Genomic DNA, 22,857 nt, shown 5'->3' on the forward strand with positions numbered 1-22,857 from the left:
TTTTTCATTAACAGATTTATTGGTGTTCAATAACTGCCGGCCAATTATGTTAATTATATAGTATCCCATGGAAAATCATTTTTCAGTAACATATGTTACCATTTAGAGAGGCTGTTGCCACATTTCAACTTTTACGTACTGAACTCTGGGAAAAACCATCAGTAATTTACATATTCAGAATGATAAATGAAATGAACTTTGCAACAGCCTCAAAAATCACTACTTCAATCCAAGAGCCTTCCTTTTTTTCATTATATGAGTTTCAATGCCATCGGCGGCTTCCTTTGGATTATCTCCCAACCCAACCTTACCTCCTGTCATGGCTTCCACATCCTCTGTAAGGAGCTTGACAAGAGCCGGAGCGCCTGTTATGAAGGGTACCGGAGACAAATGAGTATAGGTTCCATAGGCTATGGCAAATACACCATCTATTGTAGCCTTCTGTTCCATCCATTCAGGTGCTGTAACAGCTATAGGAAGCTCTGGTATATCCAGATCCATATGATCCGCCAATGCTGTCACCAGCATGGAGATTCTTCCAGTATCTGTGCAGGTACCAAAGCTTAATACGGGAGGAATCTTGAGCATGCTGCAAACCTCAGCCAATCCGTCACCGGCAAGCTTGATTGCATCCAGATTACATAGACCTGCCACTTCCAAACCATGATTTCCACAACCGCCGCTTACTACCAATATATTCCTCCTTATAAGTTCCTTTGTAAGGTTTACTGTGTTCCAGTCGTGTGGTCCATTTCTTAAAGTCGTGCAATTTGCTAATGCGACAATTCCCTTAAGCTTTCCTTCGCCGATAACCTTCACAAGGGCATCAAGATTGTTACCCAGCGCATTTAATACAGCTTCTGTAGAGAATCCAGCTATGGCTTTCTGTTTCACATTTGGAACTTTTGGCTGTATCTTGCCGTGCCTCTTCCTGAAGTTTTCTATTGCCAAATTGATTAATGAATCGGAAACCGTATCTACTTCTTTTGGATTATAATCAAATCCGTATTTCAAACCTGGTATTCTCACAATATCGTTTACACTTACCAAAGTACATTGATACTTTTCTGCATATGTGTCTATGTGCGGTGGTGAGCAGTTTTCTTCCATGGCAAATACATCCACAGTACCCGTCGCCAACAGTGGTTCTATTGCCAGCCAATTTCCTATGAGCCCTACAAACACATCGTCCATATCGAACCTTTGGAGCAATTCCTGCCCTGTCTCTATAGATCCTACTATGCGCAGTCCCTTTGCCCCCGCCTCTCGGGCTCTTTGCTGAACTTCCTGGCTTTTTGCTTTCTGCATTGTAGCTACTCCAAGCCATGGCTGATGTCCGTTGAAAACAATATTTATATAATCCGGATCCATTATGCCCAAATCAACCTCAACTTCATGGGGTTTGGGGGTACCAAATAGGATATCCTGTACCATCTCAAGACCTATCTGGGCATTGTATATGGTAGATAAGCCGAGCCTCAAGGCTTTTGTAGCTAGAGATACATAATCTCCATCAACATTAGTCAAGCAGCTGGCTACACAATCCTGTACCTCATATATGACTCCTGCGGGATATATATCCAGGCTCTTCCATACCTCTTTTCTCTTTCTTGGCGCAAAGACCTCCACCATCCTGTTAGGTCTGTCATAATCTGTATGAAGTTCTTCCAGAAGCAAGTCAGAAAGCTTTATTGCCATCTTATTTGTATCCAGATTTGTGTCGATATCCAGCATCTTGCACATCCATCTGAGCTTCTCAACATCGGTTATTTTAAAAGGAGTTTCTCCGTTAGCCGTAGCCTTTAATGTTCTGAATGCCTGATATGCATGATGACCATAAGTACCTGCTCCCATAATGTTATGCAATAGAAATTCTCTCATGGCCATGGCATCGGGACCTATACCGCAGACCCCTCTTGTCTGGCCTCCTTTTTCGCTTATCCTGCAGGGACCTTGAGAGCAAAGCTTGCAGCTTAATCCTTCCAGGCAGAATTTACAGCGTATTTTCTCCTGCAATGCATAGCGGTCAAAAACATTTGATAGACCATCTTCTCTGATCCTAATTAACATCTCCTCTACAGAATCATGATAGCTGACTCTACCCTCAGTTTTTTCCAATATTGTTTCGCCCATAAAAAAACCCCTTTCATTAGTATTCAACATAAGTTTACCAATAAAGGGGTTTTCTTATTCTAATTCTTATTTATTCTTGACTCTGCGAACTATACCTCCAGCAATATCCTGTATGTCCAACACCTCATCAGATAAATTTGCCTCATAAACGCTCTTAGGCATGCCATATACTGCACAGGTTTTTTCACTCTGGGTTATAACATAGCATTTGGTCTTTTCCTTTAGCTTTCTTATACCTTCCGTACCGTCCTTGCCCATGCCTGTCAGGACTACCGCCAACATGCTTAGATTGGGAAATTCATCGGCTACGGATGCGAACAAAATATCGGCGGCAGGACGAACTCCATTTACTGTAGGACCATCTTCCAACTTTATGGTCATTGTATTTGAAGAAGATTTGGTCACTATCATGTGCTTGCCACCCTTTGCAATATAAATATGACCTGCTTTGGGTATATCACCATCTTTGGCTTCAGATACCTCCAGTTTGGAAATATTGTTCAGTGAGTTGGCAAAGATCTTTGTAAAATCGGCGGGCATATGCTGGACAATGAGAACAGGAACGCCCAAATCAGCAGGCAGTTTGCTGCAAACATCATATAAAGCTTTAGGCCCTCCTGTAGAAGAAGCTATAAGCACCAAATCGGTTTTGAACCTTGCTGCCTGTCTTTCTATATTGGGAGTTGTAGGAGCCGACTCTGTTTCCTTTTCAATATTGGATTGCTTCGGAGTTGTTGGACTCTCCCTCTCAACTTTGCTTTTTGCAGCGGTTGCAGCTGTTTCCTTACTGCTTCTTCTATAATACTTGTTGATAATTATATAGTTAAAAAGCACCTTCAAATAACTGGATATGCTAAGCATATTTCTTTGCCAGTCATTTCCTTTAGGTTTTGATATAAAGTCTATCGCTCCAATTTCCAAAGCCGTAACGGTAAGCACATTGTCAGAATTGTCAGCAGAGCTTATCATTATTACTTTAGTGTTTTCATAATTTTCTTTTATGCTTCGCAAAACATCTAAGCCATTCATGCCCGGCATATTTATATCCAGCAAAACCACATCGGGAGTGTTTTGTTTAAGGATACTCAAACATTCATTTCCATTGGCAACTGCTGACTGAACTTCTGCTATACCGGTTTTCTCCACTGCATCACTTAAAAATTTACGAAACAGAGCAGAATCATCAACTATCATTACATTTAACTTTTTCATATCTTACTACACCTGCTTATATATTGTGATTTTATATTAAACATAAAACAAAAAAGGCCACTTTGCAACTCTTTTTCACAAAGAAGCACTATATTCTAATCTTCAGATTTTTCCATCCTATGAACACTACTTAGTGGGTTGCATTCTTTTTTCTTTATGAATCATACTCTTACAAAACAAAAAAGCTGCAACTACTTGCAGCTATGTAACCATATGGTGCGCCATCGGGGATTCGAACCCAGGACCCACTGATTAAGAGTCAGTTGCTCTACCAGCTGAGCTAATGGCGCATTTAAATTTCATCTTGTCGCAACCGACTCTTACATTATACAAAATAGATAATAATATGTCAACTGTATAAAAAACATTTTTATAAAATTTTTCATTGGGTTAATTTAAAAAGCAAATTCCACCCCAAATATGCAGATAGTGGAATTTAGTTTTGCAGATTACGAGAAAAAGGTAAGTAGAAGTCAATGTTTTAAGTTCACAGATGTATCAGCTTTTCAAAATGATATGATATACTGGTGAATTCTCTTTCCGACTAATCATCTTATTTAGATCAATAATTTCTCTTCTCTGTTATACATTATGTAAAGTTTGTATATCATATTGATATCTTCATAAAATTTTATATTATTATCCTTTACACCCAACAATTCCCTAATCTTATCAACTCTATATCTTATAGTATTGCTATGCTGGTACAATTCTTTAGCTGTATTGTTAATACTTGCATCATTTTTTACAAAGCATATCAAAGTTTCAAGAAGATTTGAGTTATTTTTTCTGTCATATTCAGTAATGGGCTTAATCAGACCTTCGAACAATTCCAACAGGAAATCTTTATCTTTAACCTTCATAATCAATTTGTACATTCCAATATCTTCATAATTAACTATTTTCTGTTCAAGTATACCAGACATATCACATGCATCTATAGCGCTTTCTATAACTTTTTTTATGTTATGGAGACCATTATACGGGCCACTGATTCCCATGCAATAATCCAGCTTACATGCATCAATGATTTCTGTGATCTCATTTTTTATGCTGTCTTTTAAAGAATCTTTGAACTTTTTTGCTTGGGTTGAAAAGGCAATTATCTTATCATAGTATCTCACACAATAAAACAACTGATTGCTGTTTATCCTTCTGATTAGATAGTTTCCATGTTTAACATCTTCATCTTTCAATATTTTTATACAAAAGGCCATAATATGGTTTTTAAATCCCGAATATAATGAATAAGCCAGCTTTTTAAGCTCATCGCCATGATAGCTGCCTGATAATATTTTATCCATAAGTTCAAACACGGCCTGCTGATTGTATTGTCCATAAATAGATCTCATTATATCGCTTATCATGCTTGCATAGGCCACTTCTTTACTAATAAATAAAACCGGATATGCATTTTCATTGGCATAATCTATAACTTCTTGAGGAATTTCTTCTATATATCTTCTAACAATGCATATACCGCTTGAATTGAACTGATTATATAACTTTATTGTCTCAAGCATATCTCCAATACTGTCTTTTATAGCATAAAAGCTGGTTATAAGAAAATCACCATCCATAAAAAGCAGGTTATTTCTCCCTGCAATACTTACATCGATAGGAAATTCAGGACATTCTACCACACTGACTCTGTATATTCTGCGATTCAAGCCTTTTGCCCCTGCAATAACGCTTGCAGTACTAAATGATGGTAGTTTAAGTGCATCTTCTACTGTAATAAACATAGATCACATCCCCTCATCAATAAAAATATAATATTATTCATTTTATTATATAAAAAATGATTGCAAAAGCAAATTAAGTGGCTTTAATTAAAGCCACTTAATTTATTTCTCAAAGGGGGATAACCAATCTGTCTCAAATCCGAAGCTCCTTGGTCCGAATACCTCCAAGCCTCTTTTAGTAGTCCATTCTGCCGGTGCAGGTAACGCATAAATCGCAACATCCATTCCTTTTTCAAAATATGGATTCAATATTGGTTCTTGCTTTGACATATCCATTGCACAGATTAAATCCGGGACGGTTACATCAACTTTTTCATCGCGCCATGCGATTATATTCTCATTTTTATACCATATTTTATATTTATGCCCTTTGTATTCATCTTCTCCGGCAATTTCAACTTCTCCTACCGTAAAGCCTTTTACAGTGCCCCATTCATTTTTTTCCACTACGCCGCTGAAAAGCCTCACTCCATCACCTGCTTTTATCACTGCATCCACTACATTGTACCCCTCAACTTTTGCTGAATTAAAGGCTTTTCCTATCTTCCATGCATAGGATATGGCTCCTCTGATTACAGCATTCTTTAACACTTTAGATGTATTCACATGATCTACTACCGCTATAGTATTTTTACTTGCTACAGCCATAGCCCTAACCAAATCTTCCGCTCTGCTATCATCCACAACATCAGTTATGATAGCAGATTCCCCAAAGATATTTACAAGGGAAATAGGCTGAATAGGAATATTGTTAAGATAATATGTGCTATGCTGTAGCTCCGGCACAGATCTGCCGGCAGGGTCTCCGTCAACAATATACTTCCCTGCTTGAGCTGCAACTTCAAAGGCTGCAGCTGTATTACCTCCACCCAACTCAGTAGATATGACAGCTTTTATTTCTCTGCCCAAATACTCCTCCATTTTCAGCAAAGCGGCAACATGGGGAGATTCCTTCAGCAAAGGCAGTCTTTGGTATTTTTTTCGTTCTTCCTCTGTTTCAGGCGATATAGCTCCACAAGAATAGGGAGTCGCTATAAGATCCTCGTCTTTTAACTCATCAAAATCTACTAATATAAATTCTTTTCCTTCCTCAAAAGCTTTATAGACTTTTTCCAATCCTCTTTCAAGGCTACCTCCACCGCCGGTTCCCAAAATAGCGCATCCATATAATATATCAAATAGATCTTTTTTGTTAAGCTTTATCATAATCTTCCTCCTTAAATATAAATTTTAAGCATATTAATTACCCAGATTCTTGACAGAATGAAATATGGTATAGTTCACTTTCTAGTTACTCATATAAAAAGCAAGCTGTACTGTGATTATCGCTGTGCACTTTCATAGTAGGCACCTCTTTGCTGCATCTTTCACTGGCCATGCTGCACCTTGTATGAAATCTGCATCCAGATGGTGGATTAATCGCACTTGGCACATTGCCTTCCAATGTTGTTAAAGACTCTATGCCGTTGACTTCCAAAGACGGTATTGAATTAAAAAGTGCTTTTGTATATGGATGTAGCGGGTTCTTAAATACTTCGGCAGAATCTCCATATTCAACAACTTTTCCCAAATACATAACAATTATTTTATCTGCCATATAATTCACAACGCTTAGATCATGAGATATGAGAATATTGGTCAAACCAAGCTTTTCTCTGAGACCCTCCAATAATTCCAAAATCTGTGATTGTGATATTACATCAATGGATGATGTAGGCTCGTCCAAAACTACAAGCTTCGGATTTACAGCAAGAGCTCTTGCTATAGCAATACGCTGTCTTTGACCACCGCTGAACTCATGGGGATATTTAAAAGCGCTGTTTTTCGGAAGTCCTACAAGTTCCAGTAATCCTTCCACTCTTTTTAATATGCTTATACCGTCTAGCTTTTCATGAACCTTAATAGGTTCTGAAATGATATCTTTAACAAGCCATCTTGGGTTAAGAGACCAATAGGGATCTTGAAAAACTATTTGTATATCCTTTCTTGTTTTGCGCAGTTGGCTTCTATCCAACTCAAATATATTCTTGCCTTCAAACAGCACTTGTCCCGAAGTAGGTTCATGCAAATTCAATATTGTATTCACCAATGTGGATTTGCCACATCCTGACTCTCCTACTATACCGAGGACTTCTCCTTTATTAACTATCAGGTTTACATCATCTACCGCCTTAACAAAAAGCTTTTCAGATGTCTTTTTCCTTACAGGAAAATACTTTTTCAATGATCTTACTTCAAGCAGAACTTCATCATTTTCCTGCTTCTTTTTTCTGGCATTTTCTCCTTTGGTTATAGAATCAATAAGCATCTTAGTATATAGGTTCTGCGGTGATCTGATTACATTCTCAACTGGCCCTTGTTCTACAATTCTGCCATCATGGAGAATGCCAATTTCATCGCAAAAAGCAGACACAAGGCTTAAATTATTTGCTATAAAAAGCACTGTCACTCCGAACTTATGTTGTAGTTCTTTCATAAGCTTAAGTATGCTTGCCTGTATTGTAACATCAAGATTTCGAGTAGGCTCATCGGCGATTAAGAATTCTGCTCCACATGCTAAAGCCATCGCAATTATTATTCTCTGCCTCTGGCCACCGCTTAGTTGATGGGGATATTTCTGCATGATATCTTCAGCATCCGGCAACTTGACAACTTGCATCATTTCAACTGCCTTTTTGTAAGCATCTTTTTTATGAAGCTTTTGGTTTTGCTTAATGATCTGTATCATCTGATACCCTACTGTAAAAACCGGGTTCAATGTTGACATTGGATCTTGAAATATCATGGCAATCCTATTGCCTCTATAATTTTCTGCCATTTCTTTGCCGTTTTTCTTCAACAAATCCTGTCCGTCAAAGATTATCTCTCCGCCTTGAATTATTCCGGGTGGACACTGCAGCAATCCCATTATGGTTAACGCCAGAACCGTTTTACCGGAACCGCTTTCTCCTACTATTCCATAAGTCTTTCCTCTTTCGATGGCTATTCTTTTTATGTCCAATACGGTTTGCTGCTTTTCATAGGTTCTATAATCAACCTTAAGGTTTCTGATTTCAAAATATGCACTCAAAACTATTACCTCCCTAATTCTTTCTAGTCTTAGGATCCATTATTTCTCTAAAACCGTCACCCAGGAGATTAAATGCAAGCACGGTGATAAATATTGCAATACCGGGAAATATGCTATACCACCATGCATTGAGGAAATAGTTCCTGCTTGTGCTTATCATAAGACCCCATTCAGGTGTCGGTGCCTGAGCTCCTAAGCCTAAAAAGCTGAGTGAAGCAATTGTGAGTATAACTCCTCCCATATCCATAGAAGCTTGAACTATGACAGGAGATATAGTATTAGGTACTACATGACTAAATATAATCTTCCATTTCGATGTTCCAATGGCTTCTGCCGCTTGTATAAACTTTCTCTCTTTAAGGGAAACAGCTTGTCCTCTTACAAGCCTTGTATACCAAGGCCACCATGACAAAGCTATGGCAATTACTGCATTATTGAGGCTCGGTCCTACAATAGATACTATTGCTATTGCCAAAAGCAAAGGAGGAAAGCTCAAGAAAATATCAGTAATCCTCATAATGGTTTCATCAACCCATCCCCCAATGGTTCCGGCTATAGCTCCCATAGGCACTCCTATAAGGAGAGCAAGACCAACTGCTAAAACTGCAGTAGTCAATGATATTCTTGTGCCATAAATGACTCTGCTGAATATATCTCTTCCAAGTTCATCTGTCCCGAATATGAATTCCTGGGATGGAGGTAACAGTTTATTTGCAGCATTTGCCTCTTCGCTTATATGTGAAGGGTAAGGAACAATAAAAGGTGCTAGTATGGCAAGTACAATAATAGCAATAATTACATAAAAGGCTGCCAAAGTAAGCTTATTCTTCTTTAAGAGATAAAAGGAAAGACCCACCTCTTTTATTCTAGGTTTAATTATTTCTGTCAGATTGCTCGATTTCAGAATCATAATCCACCCCCTAAAGCCTTACTCTCGGATCTAAAGCTATTATTATATCTGCTATTAAATTGAGTATCACATAGCAGGCTGCTGAAAATATGGTTACTCCAATAATTGCCGGATAATCAAGGGTAGTAACGGCAGTAGTTACATAACTACCCAGGCCTGGCCAGCTAAATATTGTTTCCACCAGGAATGTATTTACCAAAGTATATCCAAGGGACAGTGTAAGAACTATAGCAGTAGGTCCCAGTGTATTTTTTAGGGCATATACCCAAAGTATCTTTCTGTCCTTTAGTCCATATGATTTGGCAGCGGTTATATAATCTTCATTAAGCACTTCAAGGAGCGCTGACCTTGTCATCCTTGCTACAAGACCGATTGGGTAAAGGGATATGGTAAAACATGGCAAGATATAGTGTTTCAATGCATCTCCAAATATGGTCCAATTTGATGTTAGAATACAATCTAAAAGAAGCATACCCGTTACTCTTGGAACTTCATACATAATTTTTATATCAGTACCAATTTGCCCTCCAATAGGTAATAACTCAAGCCAATTATAGAATATAAGTTGAAGAAATAAAGCTACCCAAAATGTAGGTAAAGAAACTGAGCCTATTGAGAAGAGCCTACTTACATGATCCAATAGATGATCCTTCATTTTTGCAGAGTAAATGCCTAAGGGTATGCCGACTATTGTTGCAAAAACAAATGCTATAATAACCAGTTCCAAAGTTGCAGGAATAAATGTTTTTAATTCCTCTGTAATAGGCTGATGGGTGCGAAGGGAATAGCCCAAATCCCCCTTTAGGCAATTCTTAAGATATTTTCCAAATTGAACAATCAATGGCTTGTCCAAACCTAATTCCTCTCTGGCTTTTTGCAATTGCTCTTGTGTTGCCCTCGGTCCTGCCCATTTGGCAGCAGGATCCGAAGGAATGACTCTGGCGATTGTAAATGTTATTGTGATAACTCCAAACAATACTACTATCCCTAATACTAATCTTTTAAAAATATAGGATATCATAGTAACCTCCACAAAACTAAATTTCGTCTTTACTCATAAAATGTATCATAGAAGAAAACTACGCCTTCATATGCAGGATTAGGTTTAAAACCTTTAAAATGTGCATCTGCTGCCCATACTGATTTATCATCGAATGCATGTATAAAATATGCTTTATCTAAGACATCCCTCTGAACTTCAATAACTGATTTTTCCGCTTCTGCTCTATCTATCGCGCTAAGCTTGTCTGCTTTTTCAATTATCCCATCAAGATTTTTATCCTTAATATAAGATAAGTTAAAGAGTATTGTTTCTTCCGAGTGCACCAAGCTGAACAACCAACTCATAGGACTTGCATAATCCGGCCACCAATTCATAAACAATATATCCTGCCTGTCTTCCGGATTTGTATTCTTAGATTTTTCCCATACATTGTCCCAGTTCATCTCATGTATCTGCAATTCTATGCCTAGTTTTTTCAAATTCACTTGATATAACTGAGCAGCATTTCTTAGCGCCTCACTACCTGATGTAAATGTAACTTCCAGCTTTATGCCTTCCGGGTTCACTCCTGATTTTTTCAAGTATTCCTCTGCTTTTTGAAGATCCATTTCATATTGCATAAGGCTTTCATCATGTCCCCATAATCCTTTAGGTATTAAACCGAATGATTTATATGCCATGCCTTCTTTAACATCATTTACGACTTCGTCATATGGAAATGCATAGCTTAAAGCTCGCCTGAAATCAACATTATCGAGAGGTTTTTTTTCTGTGTTATAAAAGCCTATTATATTCTTCCAGCTCGGACCCTCAATTACATTGACTGCCGCATTTTCCCTTAATGCTTTGATATCAGTCACTGAAAGGCTTGTAGTTATTTGAGCCTCTCCTTTTTCAATCAGCTGCCTCCTTGATGAACTTTCCGGTATCTTCTTAATAATGACTCTCTCATATTGATTATCATTCCAACCTCTCCAATAATCATCAAATTTTGCCAATATAACTTCCTCACCTTTTGTAACCTGCTGAACCTTATATGGACCGGAACCGGCTTCATTTCCTTCATTAAACCATGTACTATCCTTGTCTATGGCATTGGGAGAAATAATGAAAGCTGCGTACCCAGCGCTGGCGATTAAGTCTAAAGGTGCTGGATAACTCAAATCAAACTCCACTGTATAATCATCAATAACTTTTATTTCCTTTACACAATCCCAAATATATGCTGCTCCCATCTTCAAGCCCATTGTTCTTTCTATGGACTTTTTCACTGCGTCTGCATTTAGCTCTGCTCCATCATGAAATTTAACACCCTTCCTTATTTTGAAGGTCCATACAGTACCATCTTCATTGGATGTCCATTCTTCTGCCAAAAGAGGTTCTATCTTTTCCGTATTTATATCGTATCTTGTCAATGTTTCGTAAATATTGTTAAGAACAATTATTCCATTTGAGTATTCAACACTTGGATCAAAATCAATGTATGGTTCTGTGTTATAAGCATAATACGCTATCTTCAGCTTTTTTTCTGTATTCTGAGCATTTCCATTACCAGAACATCCTGCAATAATCGCTCCCATAATGCATACCAGGAGTGCAATACATATAGTTTTTTTCATTATTTTTCCTCCTCTCATAATTATTATTTTTATATTATCACAAAATTCTGAACAAATAATTGTAAATATTACAAAATCATACATTCAGCTTTGTAATATTTACAATTTTCTATTATATTTATTCATATTTGCGCATATTTTTACTTATAAAATAAGGCAAAAACACATTCTTTTGTGTTTTTGCCTTATTTTTTTACATTGGAATCGTCTATTCAGTTTCGATTTAACAAGTCTAAACAAACAAATTGCCAAATATCACGTTTAATCTTCAAACTCTATTTCTATTTTTTCATAACCAAGGTTTCTCAAAAACTCTTCCAAAAACATCTTAATATTATTGTTTGTATCTGTGAGAAACCCTTTTTCTATAAGCTTAGATTCAATATTTGCCTTTTCCTCTGAAAGTTGATCAAAAATATCCTTTATACTTAGGTTGTTGAATATTGAATTCTTTTCATCATATACATATATGCTTTTCTCATCTATTACATGGTCAAGTATCTTTGAATTTTTCAGCTTTAATTTTATAGTTTTTCCCTCATTAGTCAATATCTCCATGTCCTCAGCATTTATGCCGGCTTTCAAATATCCATCATATTTTATCAAAAATGATTTTTCCGTAAAAGGTACTTGGAAATCTTTGATTTTCACATTATCCTTAAATGCCAGCACATTACTGTAAAAGTATTTATTTGATGCTATTTCCCAGAGTCTTTCAACTCTTTCCATTATGACCGTAGAGTCTTGAATTGCTTGGTTCTCAATTGTTACAACAGGTTCTTGGATTCTCTGTATATCAACTATTTTATAAGCGAAAAACAGTATCGCCAAAATTAAAGCCAAAATTATTACGATCTTCGCAAATGTCATATTTTTTAAATTCATCTGTTCAAAACTCCTCACAAATGCTACATATATTTTAGTAAATAATATTACAATACCCCCCACATTATCTCTGCATTTACTATGATTACAGTAACTTTTACACCCTAACAGCTCCTCTCATCACTAGAAGATGCTGATACCAGCAATTCTATTGCTTCCTATCTTGGCAATGGCTTGCTAAACAGGTATCCCTGCACCATATCACAATTATAACATTTTAGATACTTCAATTGCTCTTCTTCTTCAACTCCTTCTGCCACTACAGAGAGTCCCAAATCATGAGCAAGGGTAATTATGTTGCCTGTCAAGCAACTTTTCTCATTAGACTCCAGTATATTGTCTATAAATGTTTTATCTATTTTCAAAATATCTATAGGCAAATCCCTTAAATATGTAAGAGAAGAATATCCTTTTCCAAAGTCATCAAGGGATAATCCCACTCCCAATCTCCTCAATTCTCTTATTCTCTTAAGATTGAAATCTATGTTCTCCATCAATATACTCTCTGTTATTTCAAGTTGAAGATTTGATGGCTTCAATCCATATTGTCTCAATACATTATTCACGTTTTCCACAAAATCATCCTGCATAAGCTGTATTACAGAAACATTTACAGAAATGCTTACATCTTCGTAGCCCATATCAATAACCCTTTTTATAAAACTGCAAGCTTCATTCAGTACCCAATAACCTAAAGGAATAATCAACCCAGAAGTTTCTGCAATTCCAATAAACTCTGAAGGAGATACAAATCCATGTTGAGAGCTGTTCCATCTTAATAAAGCCTCAAAGCCTTTAATCCTGCCTGTTGAAATATAATACTGAGGTTGATAATACAGCATAAACTCATTATTCTTTATGGCATCTTTCATGCTGTTCTGGATTTTCATCTTTCTCACAATTTTTTCATTTATCTTCTCATCGAAGAAAGCATAGGTGTTTTTGCCTGATGCTTTTGCATCATACATAGCTATATCGGAACATTTCAACAGTTCTCTGAAATTATCTCCATTATCAGGATACAAAGCAATACCGATGCTGGTGGATATGCTAATCATTGAATCATTTATTTTAAAACTGCTTTCGAAGGATTTCAGTAATTTTTCCGCTAAGTCCTCAACTTCTTGCAGATTTCTATACTCATCCATCACTATCATAAATTCATCTCCGCCAAGTCTTGCTGCTACTTGATTTTCATTTATGACAGACTTGATATTTTCTGCCACTTTGATCAACAGCTCGTCCCCAACAAAGTGGCCGAAGGTATCATTTACAAATTTAAAGTTATCCAAATCCATAAAAAGCAATGCTGCACAATCTTTTCTGTCTTTTATATTATCTTCAAAGTACTGTTCTACATTGGTACGGTTGGCTAATCCCGTCAAATGATCGTAGTAAGCCAATTTATGAATCTCTTTTTCCTTTCTTGATAATTCTTCATATTGCTGTCTTAATGTCTCCTCTGAGGCATATAACTCCTCATAAAGAGAAGTCAATTCTTCATGACTTTCAACCAGCTCTTTCTCAACTTTCATTATTTGGCTTATGTCCATGCCTACTAATTCCATATACTTATCGCCATAATCATCAATGAAATTCAAACTCCATATCATATATACTACAGTACCCTCTGCATTCTTTAAAGATAATTCCAAGCTGTCCAACTCTTCATTCTTATTGATATGTTCCATAAGTTTGTTATAGTTATCAATGGAATCAATATCAACCATATCTAAAAGCTTCATTTTCCCCAATACCTGATTCTTTTTATAACCCAGTTTTGTTTCCGCATTGTTGTTAAATTCCTGTATTACACCATATTTATTAAAACCTATTATTACTATATTTGCAGTATCTATGGCAGCTGCAGCCATATCTCTTTCTACCTTTAATCTTTTTCTCAGAACTCTGATTTGGAATTGGGCTGCTAAAAAAATTATAATTGAAGCAAGCAATAAAAATCCTAGGAAATAGTATATCTGATTAATGCTTCTGAAAATCTGGGATCTGGGAGCAGAAATTCCAAAATACCAATTGGTTCCCGGTATTTTTGCATAACCTGCATATATCAGTGATCCATTAACTATGAATTTTCCAGCTCCTGTTTCATTCTTTTGCATAGAAGAGAAAAAATCATAAACGGTCTTGTTGTATCCTAGCTTCTTCCAATCCAACAATATGTTCATTCTGTTCCTAACACGTTCTCTTAGCTCATGAGCTATTGTTACTCCCATGTCATCGACTATGAAAGATCTTCCATACTGCCCAAGTTTTATTTCATCAGTTATTTCAGATAAAAATTCTATGTCCTCTGTAGCATATAGAACCCCTGTTACTTGGTCATTGAACATTATAGGCACAGCAAAGGTTATTACCAAAGTTTCATCCACCCTGCTGACCACAGGTTTGGAAATATTCGCCTTTCCTTCTTTTGCAAGCTTAAAATATTCCCTGTCTCCTACATATACCTCTATACCTTCTGAAGTAATGGAATTCCCTGATAAGTCTGCAATGCTCATCCTCGTAAAACCTTTTCTATCTACCTCTCTTTTTAAAATCTCTATTTTTTTCTCCAATGAAATATTGGGGTCTTTTATAGTTTCTTCTGCGGCTATTGTCTCAATAACTGCCAGACTTCCTTCTAAATTGCTTTCCACAGCCTTAGCACCCATTACAGCAATCTGGGTAAGGGATTCGGAAATATTGGCAATAATTGCACCAGAAGCAAAGTAATAAATAAAGCCACCTATGATAACAGAAAAAATCATGATGGCTATACTGCTCATAATTATCGCCTTTTTTCTTATAACACCTCTCATAAAATCACTCTCCCAAAATAAGAGTAATTATCCAATTGTACTATATTCAGAATATTATATAAAATTATACCAAATATCGTCAAAAAAGTGAATAATATTTACAACGTTTTACGAAAGTTGTAAATATTATTCACTCTGTTAGGGAATTTGACAACTTTTTAATATGGTAATAGCTACGTCACTAATTATACATCATAATTGCATAAATTTCTATGTGTTTTTTGTAAACTCATTCTTGCATTTAGGACATGTTATGTGAACTCGTCCTTTTCCTCTTGGCACTCTCAGTGTTTGTCCGCATCCAGAACATTTGAAGTAGCGGTATGTCCTATATCCTTTGATGCGATTGATATACTGCATCAACTTTATGCTTATGGGACTCCACCACCTCAAAAATCTCATATTTTCTTCTCTTCGTTTGTTGATGTTCTTGGAAAATACTCTTCCATAAGACAATATAAGCATAATCATGGCTAACATGTTTATTATACTCGATCCAATCAATGAACTTATTATCAAAAGTACAATGGAAAGCAAAATCATTGCATTTGATAGTTGATCCACACCATAGCGCCCCGCCATCATTCTCCTAAACCAATCCATATCTGATACACCTCAATACCATATTATAGCTGCATATACTACATCCTATCTGAGTTTTTCTTCCTCAATATTCTTATTTCTCAGCCTTGAAGTTACCATCTCTCTTGTAAGATTATATATTACTGAGCATAATGGAACAAACAGCAGCATTCCAAATACTCCAAAAATGCTTCCTCCCAATATGACTGCTACAAATACCCATATGGCCGGCAATCCTATGGAGTTTCCTACAACACGGGGATAGATCAAGTTCCCTTCGATCTGTTGCAAAACAATTATAAACACAATGAACCACAAGGCTTTAATTGGAGCTACCATAAGGATTATAAAGGCACCTGCAGCCGCACCTATAAATGCGCCTACCAGCGGAATCAAAGCAGTAAATCCTATAAGTACTGAAACTGTCATGGCATGTGGAAATCTTAATATTAACATACCAATAAAACATAGAGATCCAAGTATTATTGCCTCAGTAAATTGTATAGTTACAAAGCTATGAAATGTCTTATATGATAACCTGGATACATAGGCAACTCTATCCGCCTTATTCTCTGGCAAATATGCATATATCAACTTTTTAGCCTGATATGTAAGCTTCTCTTTGGCTGTTAGTATGTAGAATGCAAATATAAGGCTTATTGCCATAGTAAATGTACCGCTAAAAATAGATGATACTGCTGTAAAAGCCGATCCTATTACAGTGGAAGTTCCACTTTTAAGAAAATTAGCAACTGAAGTTGCTATCTTCTCCCAATTTAGCTGTAGGGATGTTATCCATTGCTTCAACTCAGGAAGCTGTACCGACCATTTTTCTATCCATTGCTGAATTCTTGCAAAAAACAATGGAGCATTGTTCTTTATAATGGCAAATGTACCTATTATTTCAGGAATCACCAAGAAAGCCACAAGAAATATGATGGATAATATTAATATAACAGACAAAAGAAGACATGCAGGCCTACGAATTTTCTGAACTATAGGCTTCCTGGATGAAGGAAAGAATATATTTTCCAGAGCCTTCATTGGTACATTCAAAATAAAGGCGATTATTGCCCCTATTATAAATGGCGATAATAGGCCAGTTATCCTTTTTGCAAAGTCTATTACGGAATATAGATTTTGCAATGCAGAATAAAATATTATTGAAACGAAAATTATAAACAGTATTTTTTTTACGTTTTTTCCTGATAAATCCACACAAATCACTCAATTCTTTTTCAATTATTGGAAATACTAGTTTGCAACACAATCTTATGCTTAAAATTACAATTTGTCAATATCATCTTTTTTTAATTTCTTTCTATGTTTTACACATTCTGTAAGCAAGTATTCAATCTGTCCGTTGAGAGATCGAAAGTCATCCTCCGCCCAAACCATTAACTCCTTCCAGAGAGAGGGCGATAATCTCAACAACACTTGCTTTTTATTCTTTTCCTTTTTTTCATCTTTGCTATCCATAAATCATTGCCCTCCCCCACATGTTCTAGTATAAGGACCCGCTGTTCACTATGGGCTGAGCATCCTTATTGCCACAGAGTACAACCAATAGATTGCTCACCATAGCAGCCTTTCTTTCCTCATCAAGCTGTACAATATCATTCTCACTGAGCTTGGCAAGGGCCATTTCCACCATGCCTACAGCACCCTCAACAATCATTTGTCTGGCATCTATTATGGCTGAAGCCTGCTGTCTCTGAAGCATGGCTGCAGCGATCTCCGGAGCATAGGCTAGGTGGGTTATCCTTGCCTCAATGATTTCCAAACCGGCAATATCAACCTTAGACTGAATTTCTTCTTTCAGTCTATCTGCAACCTCCTGACTGCTCCCCCTCAATGATTTCTCATTATCTTCTGCATCATAGGGATAAAGTCTCACAATATTTCGCAATGCAGAATCGCATTGGATGGAAAGATATTCGGTATAATTATCTACATTGAACACAGCCTTTGCCGTATTAACAACTCTCCAAATGACAACAATCCCAATGATAATAGGATTCCCTAGCTGATCATTGATCTTTTGCTTATCATTGTTCAATGTCATAGTTTTCAATGATATCTTCTTGTTTCTGGCAAACAACGCAACTTGAGCTGTGCCTTTATCTGAAGGTGCCAGTGTTTCCGCAGCAATTTTCCCTGTAGAAGTCACAGGAAGTGCCGGATTGACAGCCACAGTAAATGGATTTACAAAGAAGAAACCTTCTCCTTTCAAAGTTCCATAATACTTGCCAAAAAGAGTTAACACAAGGGCTTCGTTGGGCTTTAATACTTTCAAACCTATGAATAATATCGGCCCAACTATTATAAAATACAGCAGCGAAACCACTATTAGGGCAATACCTGCTACAGTGACGGTTTTATCATCTATAAGGTTAATACCTATGATAAAACCAACTACAGAAGCAATCATCAGCATGATGTTCATAATTAAGACAGGTAATCCGTTTACTGATTTTGCTTCTATCTCTTCATAATGAAGCTCTTTTCTATCATTATTAGTATTATTTGCCATACTTAAAAACCCCTTTCCACATTTTTATATGATATCATTTTGATATCACTTTTATATTATTATAATATATAAAAAATATCAACATTAGCCATATAAATTTCAAAAAATGCGGGTTCCTTAATCGTCATGTTTTCTCTTTCTATTTCAGTTTTTTCATCAGAAATGAACTTTTGAAGATATTTGCCACCATAAAAGAAATTACTCCGGTTAAAATATAAAAGGGCGCTTTTATAATGAAGCATGGAGGTAATTTCCATGATCTTGATATATGCATTAATAATTGCAGCCTTGTTTTTTATAGTTCTTTTGCTTGCTGTACCTTCAAAGGTTATTATTCGTTTTGATTCTATTTCTTCAAACTTTACTATACAGCTACTTTGGCTCTATCCTGTACTAAAGTCAGTTGCATGGTCTGAAAGTGATGGATTTCATTTAAACATTTATCTGTTTAATAAAAGAATTATTAAAAAGCGAATAATAAACAGAAAGACTGATTTAAAAAACATGAACTGGCTTAAAAAGCTTAACCCAACAGATATTCACATCATTGCTGAATATGGATTCAAAGATCCTTACTTCACAGGTTTATTATTTGGTGCAATAAGTACCATTTCAAGATTCTTCACATTAGAATCACTAAGACAGAAGCCATGTTTTTCATCAGTTTCAGATTTTGTCAATATTGACGCCACTGCAAAACTCAACCTTGGCTCTTCTATATTGAGGCTAGTATAACTATAGAAAATTAGTATTACAAGGGAGGATTTTAAATGGATTTGAATAATACAATGGATCAGAATGTTAGCACATTGTTCTCCAATATAGAAAGCTTTACTCAAGAAGAAGGTACTCTTGGAAAACCCATAGAGCTTGAAAATAAAACAATAATTCCGGTTATATCCGTTTCTATAGGATATGGTGGCGGTAATTCTTCAGGCAAAACATCCCAAGGCAATACCTCCTCAGTTCAAGGAACCACCAATACAGGCTTGGATGCACTCGGAGTAGGTGCGCGAATTTCTACTGATGCGGTATTGGTAATAGACCAGAATAATGTGTCTGTAATGCCCATCAGTGCTACCCAAGGAGCCATGAATCAGCTTATTAACAAACTGCCTCAGATGCTCGGAGGTAAGAATAACCAGCAGCAAGGACAGCAGGGCCAGCAATAATAAAGATGAAGTAAAATATAACGGCGCAAGATCTTTCAGTTAGCTCCACTGTCATGGTCTTGTGCCTGTCAGTTATTTCAATATCCTATACTTAGAAAATTCATGATTATTCTATGTTCAATATTTTGTTATATCTCTATTGTATTTACTTTTTAAATAGTCAATAATAGAATTATAATATACCATATTAAGGCATTAGGAAAATCTGCTAAGTTAACGTATATTAACTATAATCAAGGAAGGTGTCAAAATGAAAAAACTCAAAAAACTAGCTGCCAGTCTGATTGTTTTTTTACTCCTATTTCAATTATTGCAACTGCCAACAATAAATGTTTGGGCAATTAAAAATGAAATCGACAAATCTGATGCCCCAAGTAATTGGGCTGCTGAACATGTTCAAATGGCAAAATTGTATAAATTAGCAGATGAGAGTATGTTTAGCAACTTTCATCAAAATGCTACCAGAAAAGATTTAGCAAAAATCGGTATAGCACTATATGAAAAATTGACAGAAAAAACAACCGGCAATGATGAAGCAATACTCAAAGCCTATGAATTGGGACTTATGCAAAAATATTCTGATGACAAACTTGAACCTGAAAAGCCCATTACAAGAGGAGAAGCTATATTGCTTTTACATAATGTTATAAAATCCTGTGAGCCTGAATTTAATTATGAAGTTGATATTGATTTAAAATACAAAGATGTTGACTCCCTGGAAGAGCCTTATTTATCTGCAGCTAGATATGCCGTTGCAAAAAATCTGCTAAAAGGCACCAATGAAAGCAAGCTGGCTCTGGCTGATAATTGCACACGTCAGGAACTTATCATACTTGCAAATAAATATTACGAATTTGCAATACGAGAAGGGAATAAGGCTTCAAAAGGCCTTATGTGGAAGATATCTAATGGAAAAAACCACCTGTATGTGCTAGGTTCAATACATATTGCCGATATAAGCATCTATCCATTTGGAAGAAATATTATGGAAGCCTATTATAAATCTGATTATCTTGCTGTGGAGGCTAATATTGTACCAAGCAATGAAGATATTATGTATATGCTGCAAAAAGCATTTTATCAAGATGGCAATTCAATAGATAAAAACATATCAGAAGAAACCTACAAAAAATATACCGAATTTATGGATAGCTATGCCGGTACTCTTGGTATAGGACCTGAAGCATACAACTTGTTCAAACCATGGTATGTTACATTGTTGCTGCCTAATCTTACTCTTGCCCAAAACTCTTTTGACGCAGCCCTCGGCATTGACATGTATTTTGTAAATAAAGCAATGGGAATCAAGGATATCATAGAAATAGAAGGAATAAAGTTTCAGGTAGATATGTTTGATAATTTCTCTCCAGAACTTCAGGAAAGGCTTCTGATATCTAGTTTGACAGAAATGGAAACAGCTAAAGAAGACAATAATACTACTTTGGAAAGCATGAAAAACATGCTGACTGCCTGGAAAAAAGGCGATGCTGCTGCTTTGGAAGCTATTTTGGAAATTTCAAAGCAATCCGATGCTGACAAGCTCTCAGATGAGTTTGTCAACAAATTCTGGCATGACAGAGACAAACATATGGCTGATACAATAAAGAAATTTCTTGCAGATGAAAATGGAAAGACATATTTTGTAGTAGTAGGAGCAGGCCATTTAGTGGGTGACAAAGGCGTTATTAAAATACTGGAGAATGATGGTTATGACATAGAACAGATTCTTAATTAGCATAAAAATTAGAAAAGGTAGTATCTGTATAAGATATCTACCTTTTCTATTCCTTTTGATTTGTTATTCACACATAGAAAATGCTTTAACTATGTTGGCAACTTTTCTGGCATAAAATCAACAATTAAGTCACATAAATTATAATGACTCTAATAATTCATCAATATTGGATATTCCTTCAAATTTCTTCTTGCTTTCCACTGCTTTTCTAACTTTATTGGGCAGTGAAGCTTCGCCAAATACTATAGCTCCTTCTATTATTCCATTCTTCAAGAAGAACTTAATGTATCTTCCATGATCTTTTTCAAATCGTTGGAAAACATCACAATCTTCACTGAATATGTTGCCTATGGTGAACAATGTGATACCATGTATCTTAAGCTGTGTGTGCGGTCTTATATCCTCATATATCATGGGTTTCCCCGCTGCATTGCTTCCTGCCACTTTACCCTGTGCTATAGCTATAGGCCATATACAAAAGTTGTTGTTTTTAAATTCCGCTGCATCTCCTGCTGCATATATTCCTTCTATATTGGTCCTCATGTATTCATCGACTTTTATAGCTCTGCCAATATCAAGTCCCGTATTTTGGAAAGGTGCTATATTCGCCCTTACCCCCATGGAAAGGAGCACAAAACCTGTATCTATGGTTCTTCCATCCTTCAGTTTAACCTGTGCCACTGTACCATCTCCACAGAACTCTTCTGTTTCTCCATTGAGATACACATTAATGCCCTTCTCCTTCAGAGCATCCAGCAGCAGTGATGAGGCAATGTCATCCGATTGTCTTGGAAGGAGCCTATCATTAATTTCCACTACATTAACTTCACATCCAAGCTGTCTTATGGAATAAGCAATTTCCAGACCTAACAATCCTCCGCCTATTATGGTACATGCTTTTGTATTCTTAGCAAGATTGATAACATTATCTGCATCATGGATAGTACGTAATGTCATGATATTTTTCATATCCACACCCTTAATAGGTGGTTTAAAAGGACTGGAACCTGTGGTTATTATAAGTTTGTCATAATGATAGCTGCTCTTATCCGTAAATACTTCTTTTTTGTTGATATCGATCCTTGTAACCTTTGCTTGTTTTATAAGGTTTATTCTGTTTTTATCATACCAATCATCACCATAGGGAGTCATCTCCTCATAGCTGGTTTCGCCTGATATATAGTGTGGTATTCTTGTCCTTGTATAAGTATTTAGATTATCCATCTCTAATAATGTTATTTTACAATCCTTATCGGCTTCCCTAGCTGATTTTGATGCATAAAGTCCTGCAATACCCGCTCCTATAATTAATATTTTCTTCTCCATATTATCACTACCCCGTTATAATTTTCTTTTTATTGATATATTAGTTATATTTCGACGAGTTTTTGTCAATACCTTTATTTTTTTGATAATTATTATCCATTAATGTAAGATAC

General features: G+C 36.2%; 18 protein-coding genes and 1 tRNA gene. 3 read left to right on the forward strand and 16 right to left on the reverse strand.

The genetic code is table 11. The features are described 5' to 3' along the window. Window positions 1–219 precede the first annotated feature (219 nt). The 15 genes from cooS to BUB48_RS06190 form a co-directional block, all read right to left on the reverse strand. Window positions 220–2,133, reverse strand: a complete 1,914-nt coding sequence (gene cooS / locus BUB48_RS06120; RefSeq protein ID WP_073025372.1) for an anaerobic carbon-monoxide dehydrogenase catalytic subunit — start codon at window positions 2,131–2,133, stop codon at window positions 220–222. A gap of 66 nt (window positions 2,134–2,199) precedes the next feature. Continuing rightward, entirely contained in the window at window positions 2,200–3,345 is a 1,146-nt protein-coding gene (cheB, locus tag BUB48_RS06125; protein ID WP_073025373.1) for a chemotaxis-specific protein-glutamate methyltransferase CheB, read from the reverse strand. Between the two features lie 214 nt (window positions 3,346–3,559). Then, a tRNA-Lys gene (locus tag BUB48_RS06130) sits at window positions 3,560–3,635 on the reverse strand. A gap of 267 nt (window positions 3,636–3,902) precedes the next feature. After that, window positions 3,903–5,090: a PucR family transcriptional regulator gene (locus BUB48_RS06135; protein ID WP_073025374.1), complete on the reverse strand. Its 1,188-nt coding sequence runs from the start codon at window positions 5,088–5,090 to the stop codon at window positions 3,903–3,905. Window positions 5,091–5,192: 102 nt separating this feature from the next. After that, window positions 5,193–6,296, reverse strand: coding sequence for a DUF917 domain-containing protein (locus BUB48_RS06140; RefSeq protein ID WP_073025375.1), 1,104 nt, complete (start codon window positions 6,294–6,296; stop codon window positions 5,193–5,195). 85 nt (window positions 6,297–6,381) lie between these two features. Beyond that, a complete protein-coding gene (locus tag BUB48_RS06145) occupies window positions 6,382–8,160 on the reverse strand; it encodes a dipeptide ABC transporter ATP-binding protein (RefSeq protein ID WP_073025376.1) in 1,779 nt (592 codons plus the stop codon). A 13-nt stretch (window positions 8,161–8,173) separates the two neighbouring features. Beyond that, window positions 8,174–9,070 (reverse strand): nickel transporter permease, encoded by an 897-nt coding sequence (gene nikC, locus BUB48_RS06150; RefSeq protein WP_073025377.1) that lies wholly within the window; start codon window positions 9,068–9,070, stop codon window positions 8,174–8,176. A 10-nt stretch (window positions 9,071–9,080) separates the two neighbouring features. Continuing rightward, a complete protein-coding gene (locus BUB48_RS06155) occupies window positions 9,081–10,091 on the reverse strand; it encodes an ABC transporter permease (RefSeq protein WP_073025378.1) in 1,011 nt (336 codons plus the stop codon). A gap of 29 nt (window positions 10,092–10,120) precedes the next feature. Continuing rightward, window positions 10,121–11,692, reverse strand: a complete 1,572-nt coding sequence (locus BUB48_RS06160; protein WP_073025379.1) for an ABC transporter substrate-binding protein — start codon at window positions 11,690–11,692, stop codon at window positions 10,121–10,123. Between the two features lie 261 nt (window positions 11,693–11,953). Continuing rightward, a complete protein-coding gene (locus tag BUB48_RS06165; protein WP_073025380.1) occupies window positions 11,954–12,577 on the reverse strand; it encodes a DUF4230 domain-containing protein in 624 nt (207 codons plus the stop codon). Between the two features lie 158 nt (window positions 12,578–12,735). Next, complete coding sequence (locus BUB48_RS06170) at window positions 12,736–15,396, reverse strand: bifunctional diguanylate cyclase/phosphodiesterase (protein ID WP_073025381.1); 2,661 nt, start codon at window positions 15,394–15,396, stop codon at window positions 12,736–12,738. 210 nt (window positions 15,397–15,606) lie between these two features. Continuing rightward, the gene (locus BUB48_RS06175; RefSeq protein WP_073025382.1) at window positions 15,607–15,999 is read right to left on the reverse strand and encodes a hypothetical protein; all 393 of its coding nucleotides are present in this window, start codon (window positions 15,997–15,999) and stop codon (window positions 15,607–15,609) included. A 45-nt stretch (window positions 16,000–16,044) separates the two neighbouring features. Further along, complete coding sequence (locus BUB48_RS06180) at window positions 16,045–17,196, reverse strand: AI-2E family transporter (protein WP_073025383.1); 1,152 nt, start codon at window positions 17,194–17,196, stop codon at window positions 16,045–16,047. Between the two features lie 66 nt (window positions 17,197–17,262). Further along, a complete protein-coding gene (locus BUB48_RS06185) occupies window positions 17,263–17,457 on the reverse strand; it encodes a hypothetical protein (protein WP_073025384.1) in 195 nt (64 codons plus the stop codon). A 25-nt stretch (window positions 17,458–17,482) separates the two neighbouring features. Continuing rightward, complete coding sequence (locus BUB48_RS06190) at window positions 17,483–18,511, reverse strand: SPFH domain-containing protein (protein WP_073025385.1); 1,029 nt, start codon at window positions 18,509–18,511, stop codon at window positions 17,483–17,485. Between the two features lie 255 nt (window positions 18,512–18,766). On the opposite strand from BUB48_RS06190, the gene BUB48_RS06200 reads away from it, so the two are divergent. From BUB48_RS06200 to BUB48_RS06210, 3 genes are all read left to right on the forward strand, one after another. Continuing rightward, entirely contained in the window at window positions 18,767–19,246 is a 480-nt protein-coding gene (locus tag BUB48_RS06200) for a hypothetical protein (protein ID WP_073025387.1), read from the forward strand. A 35-nt stretch (window positions 19,247–19,281) separates the two neighbouring features. Beyond that, window positions 19,282–19,683 carry a GerW family sporulation protein gene (locus BUB48_RS06205; RefSeq protein WP_073025388.1) on the forward strand — a complete coding sequence of 134 codons (402 nt, stop codon included), beginning with the start codon at window positions 19,282–19,284 and terminating at the stop codon, window positions 19,681–19,683. A gap of 250 nt (window positions 19,684–19,933) precedes the next feature. After that, window positions 19,934–21,418 carry a TraB/GumN family protein gene (locus BUB48_RS06210; protein WP_073025389.1) on the forward strand — a complete coding sequence of 495 codons (1,485 nt, stop codon included), beginning with the start codon at window positions 19,934–19,936 and terminating at the stop codon, window positions 21,416–21,418. A gap of 138 nt (window positions 21,419–21,556) precedes the next feature. Here BUB48_RS06210 and BUB48_RS06215 read toward each other — a convergent pair whose 3' ends face one another. Next, window positions 21,557–22,744, reverse strand: a complete 1,188-nt coding sequence (locus tag BUB48_RS06215) for an NAD(P)/FAD-dependent oxidoreductase (protein WP_073025390.1) — start codon at window positions 22,742–22,744, stop codon at window positions 21,557–21,559. Window positions 22,745–22,857 lie beyond the last annotated feature (113 nt).

It is taken from the genome of Lutispora thermophila DSM 19022, assembly GCF_900142105.1.
GTDB lineage: Bacteria > Bacillota > Clostridia > Lutisporales > Lutisporaceae > Lutispora > Lutispora thermophila.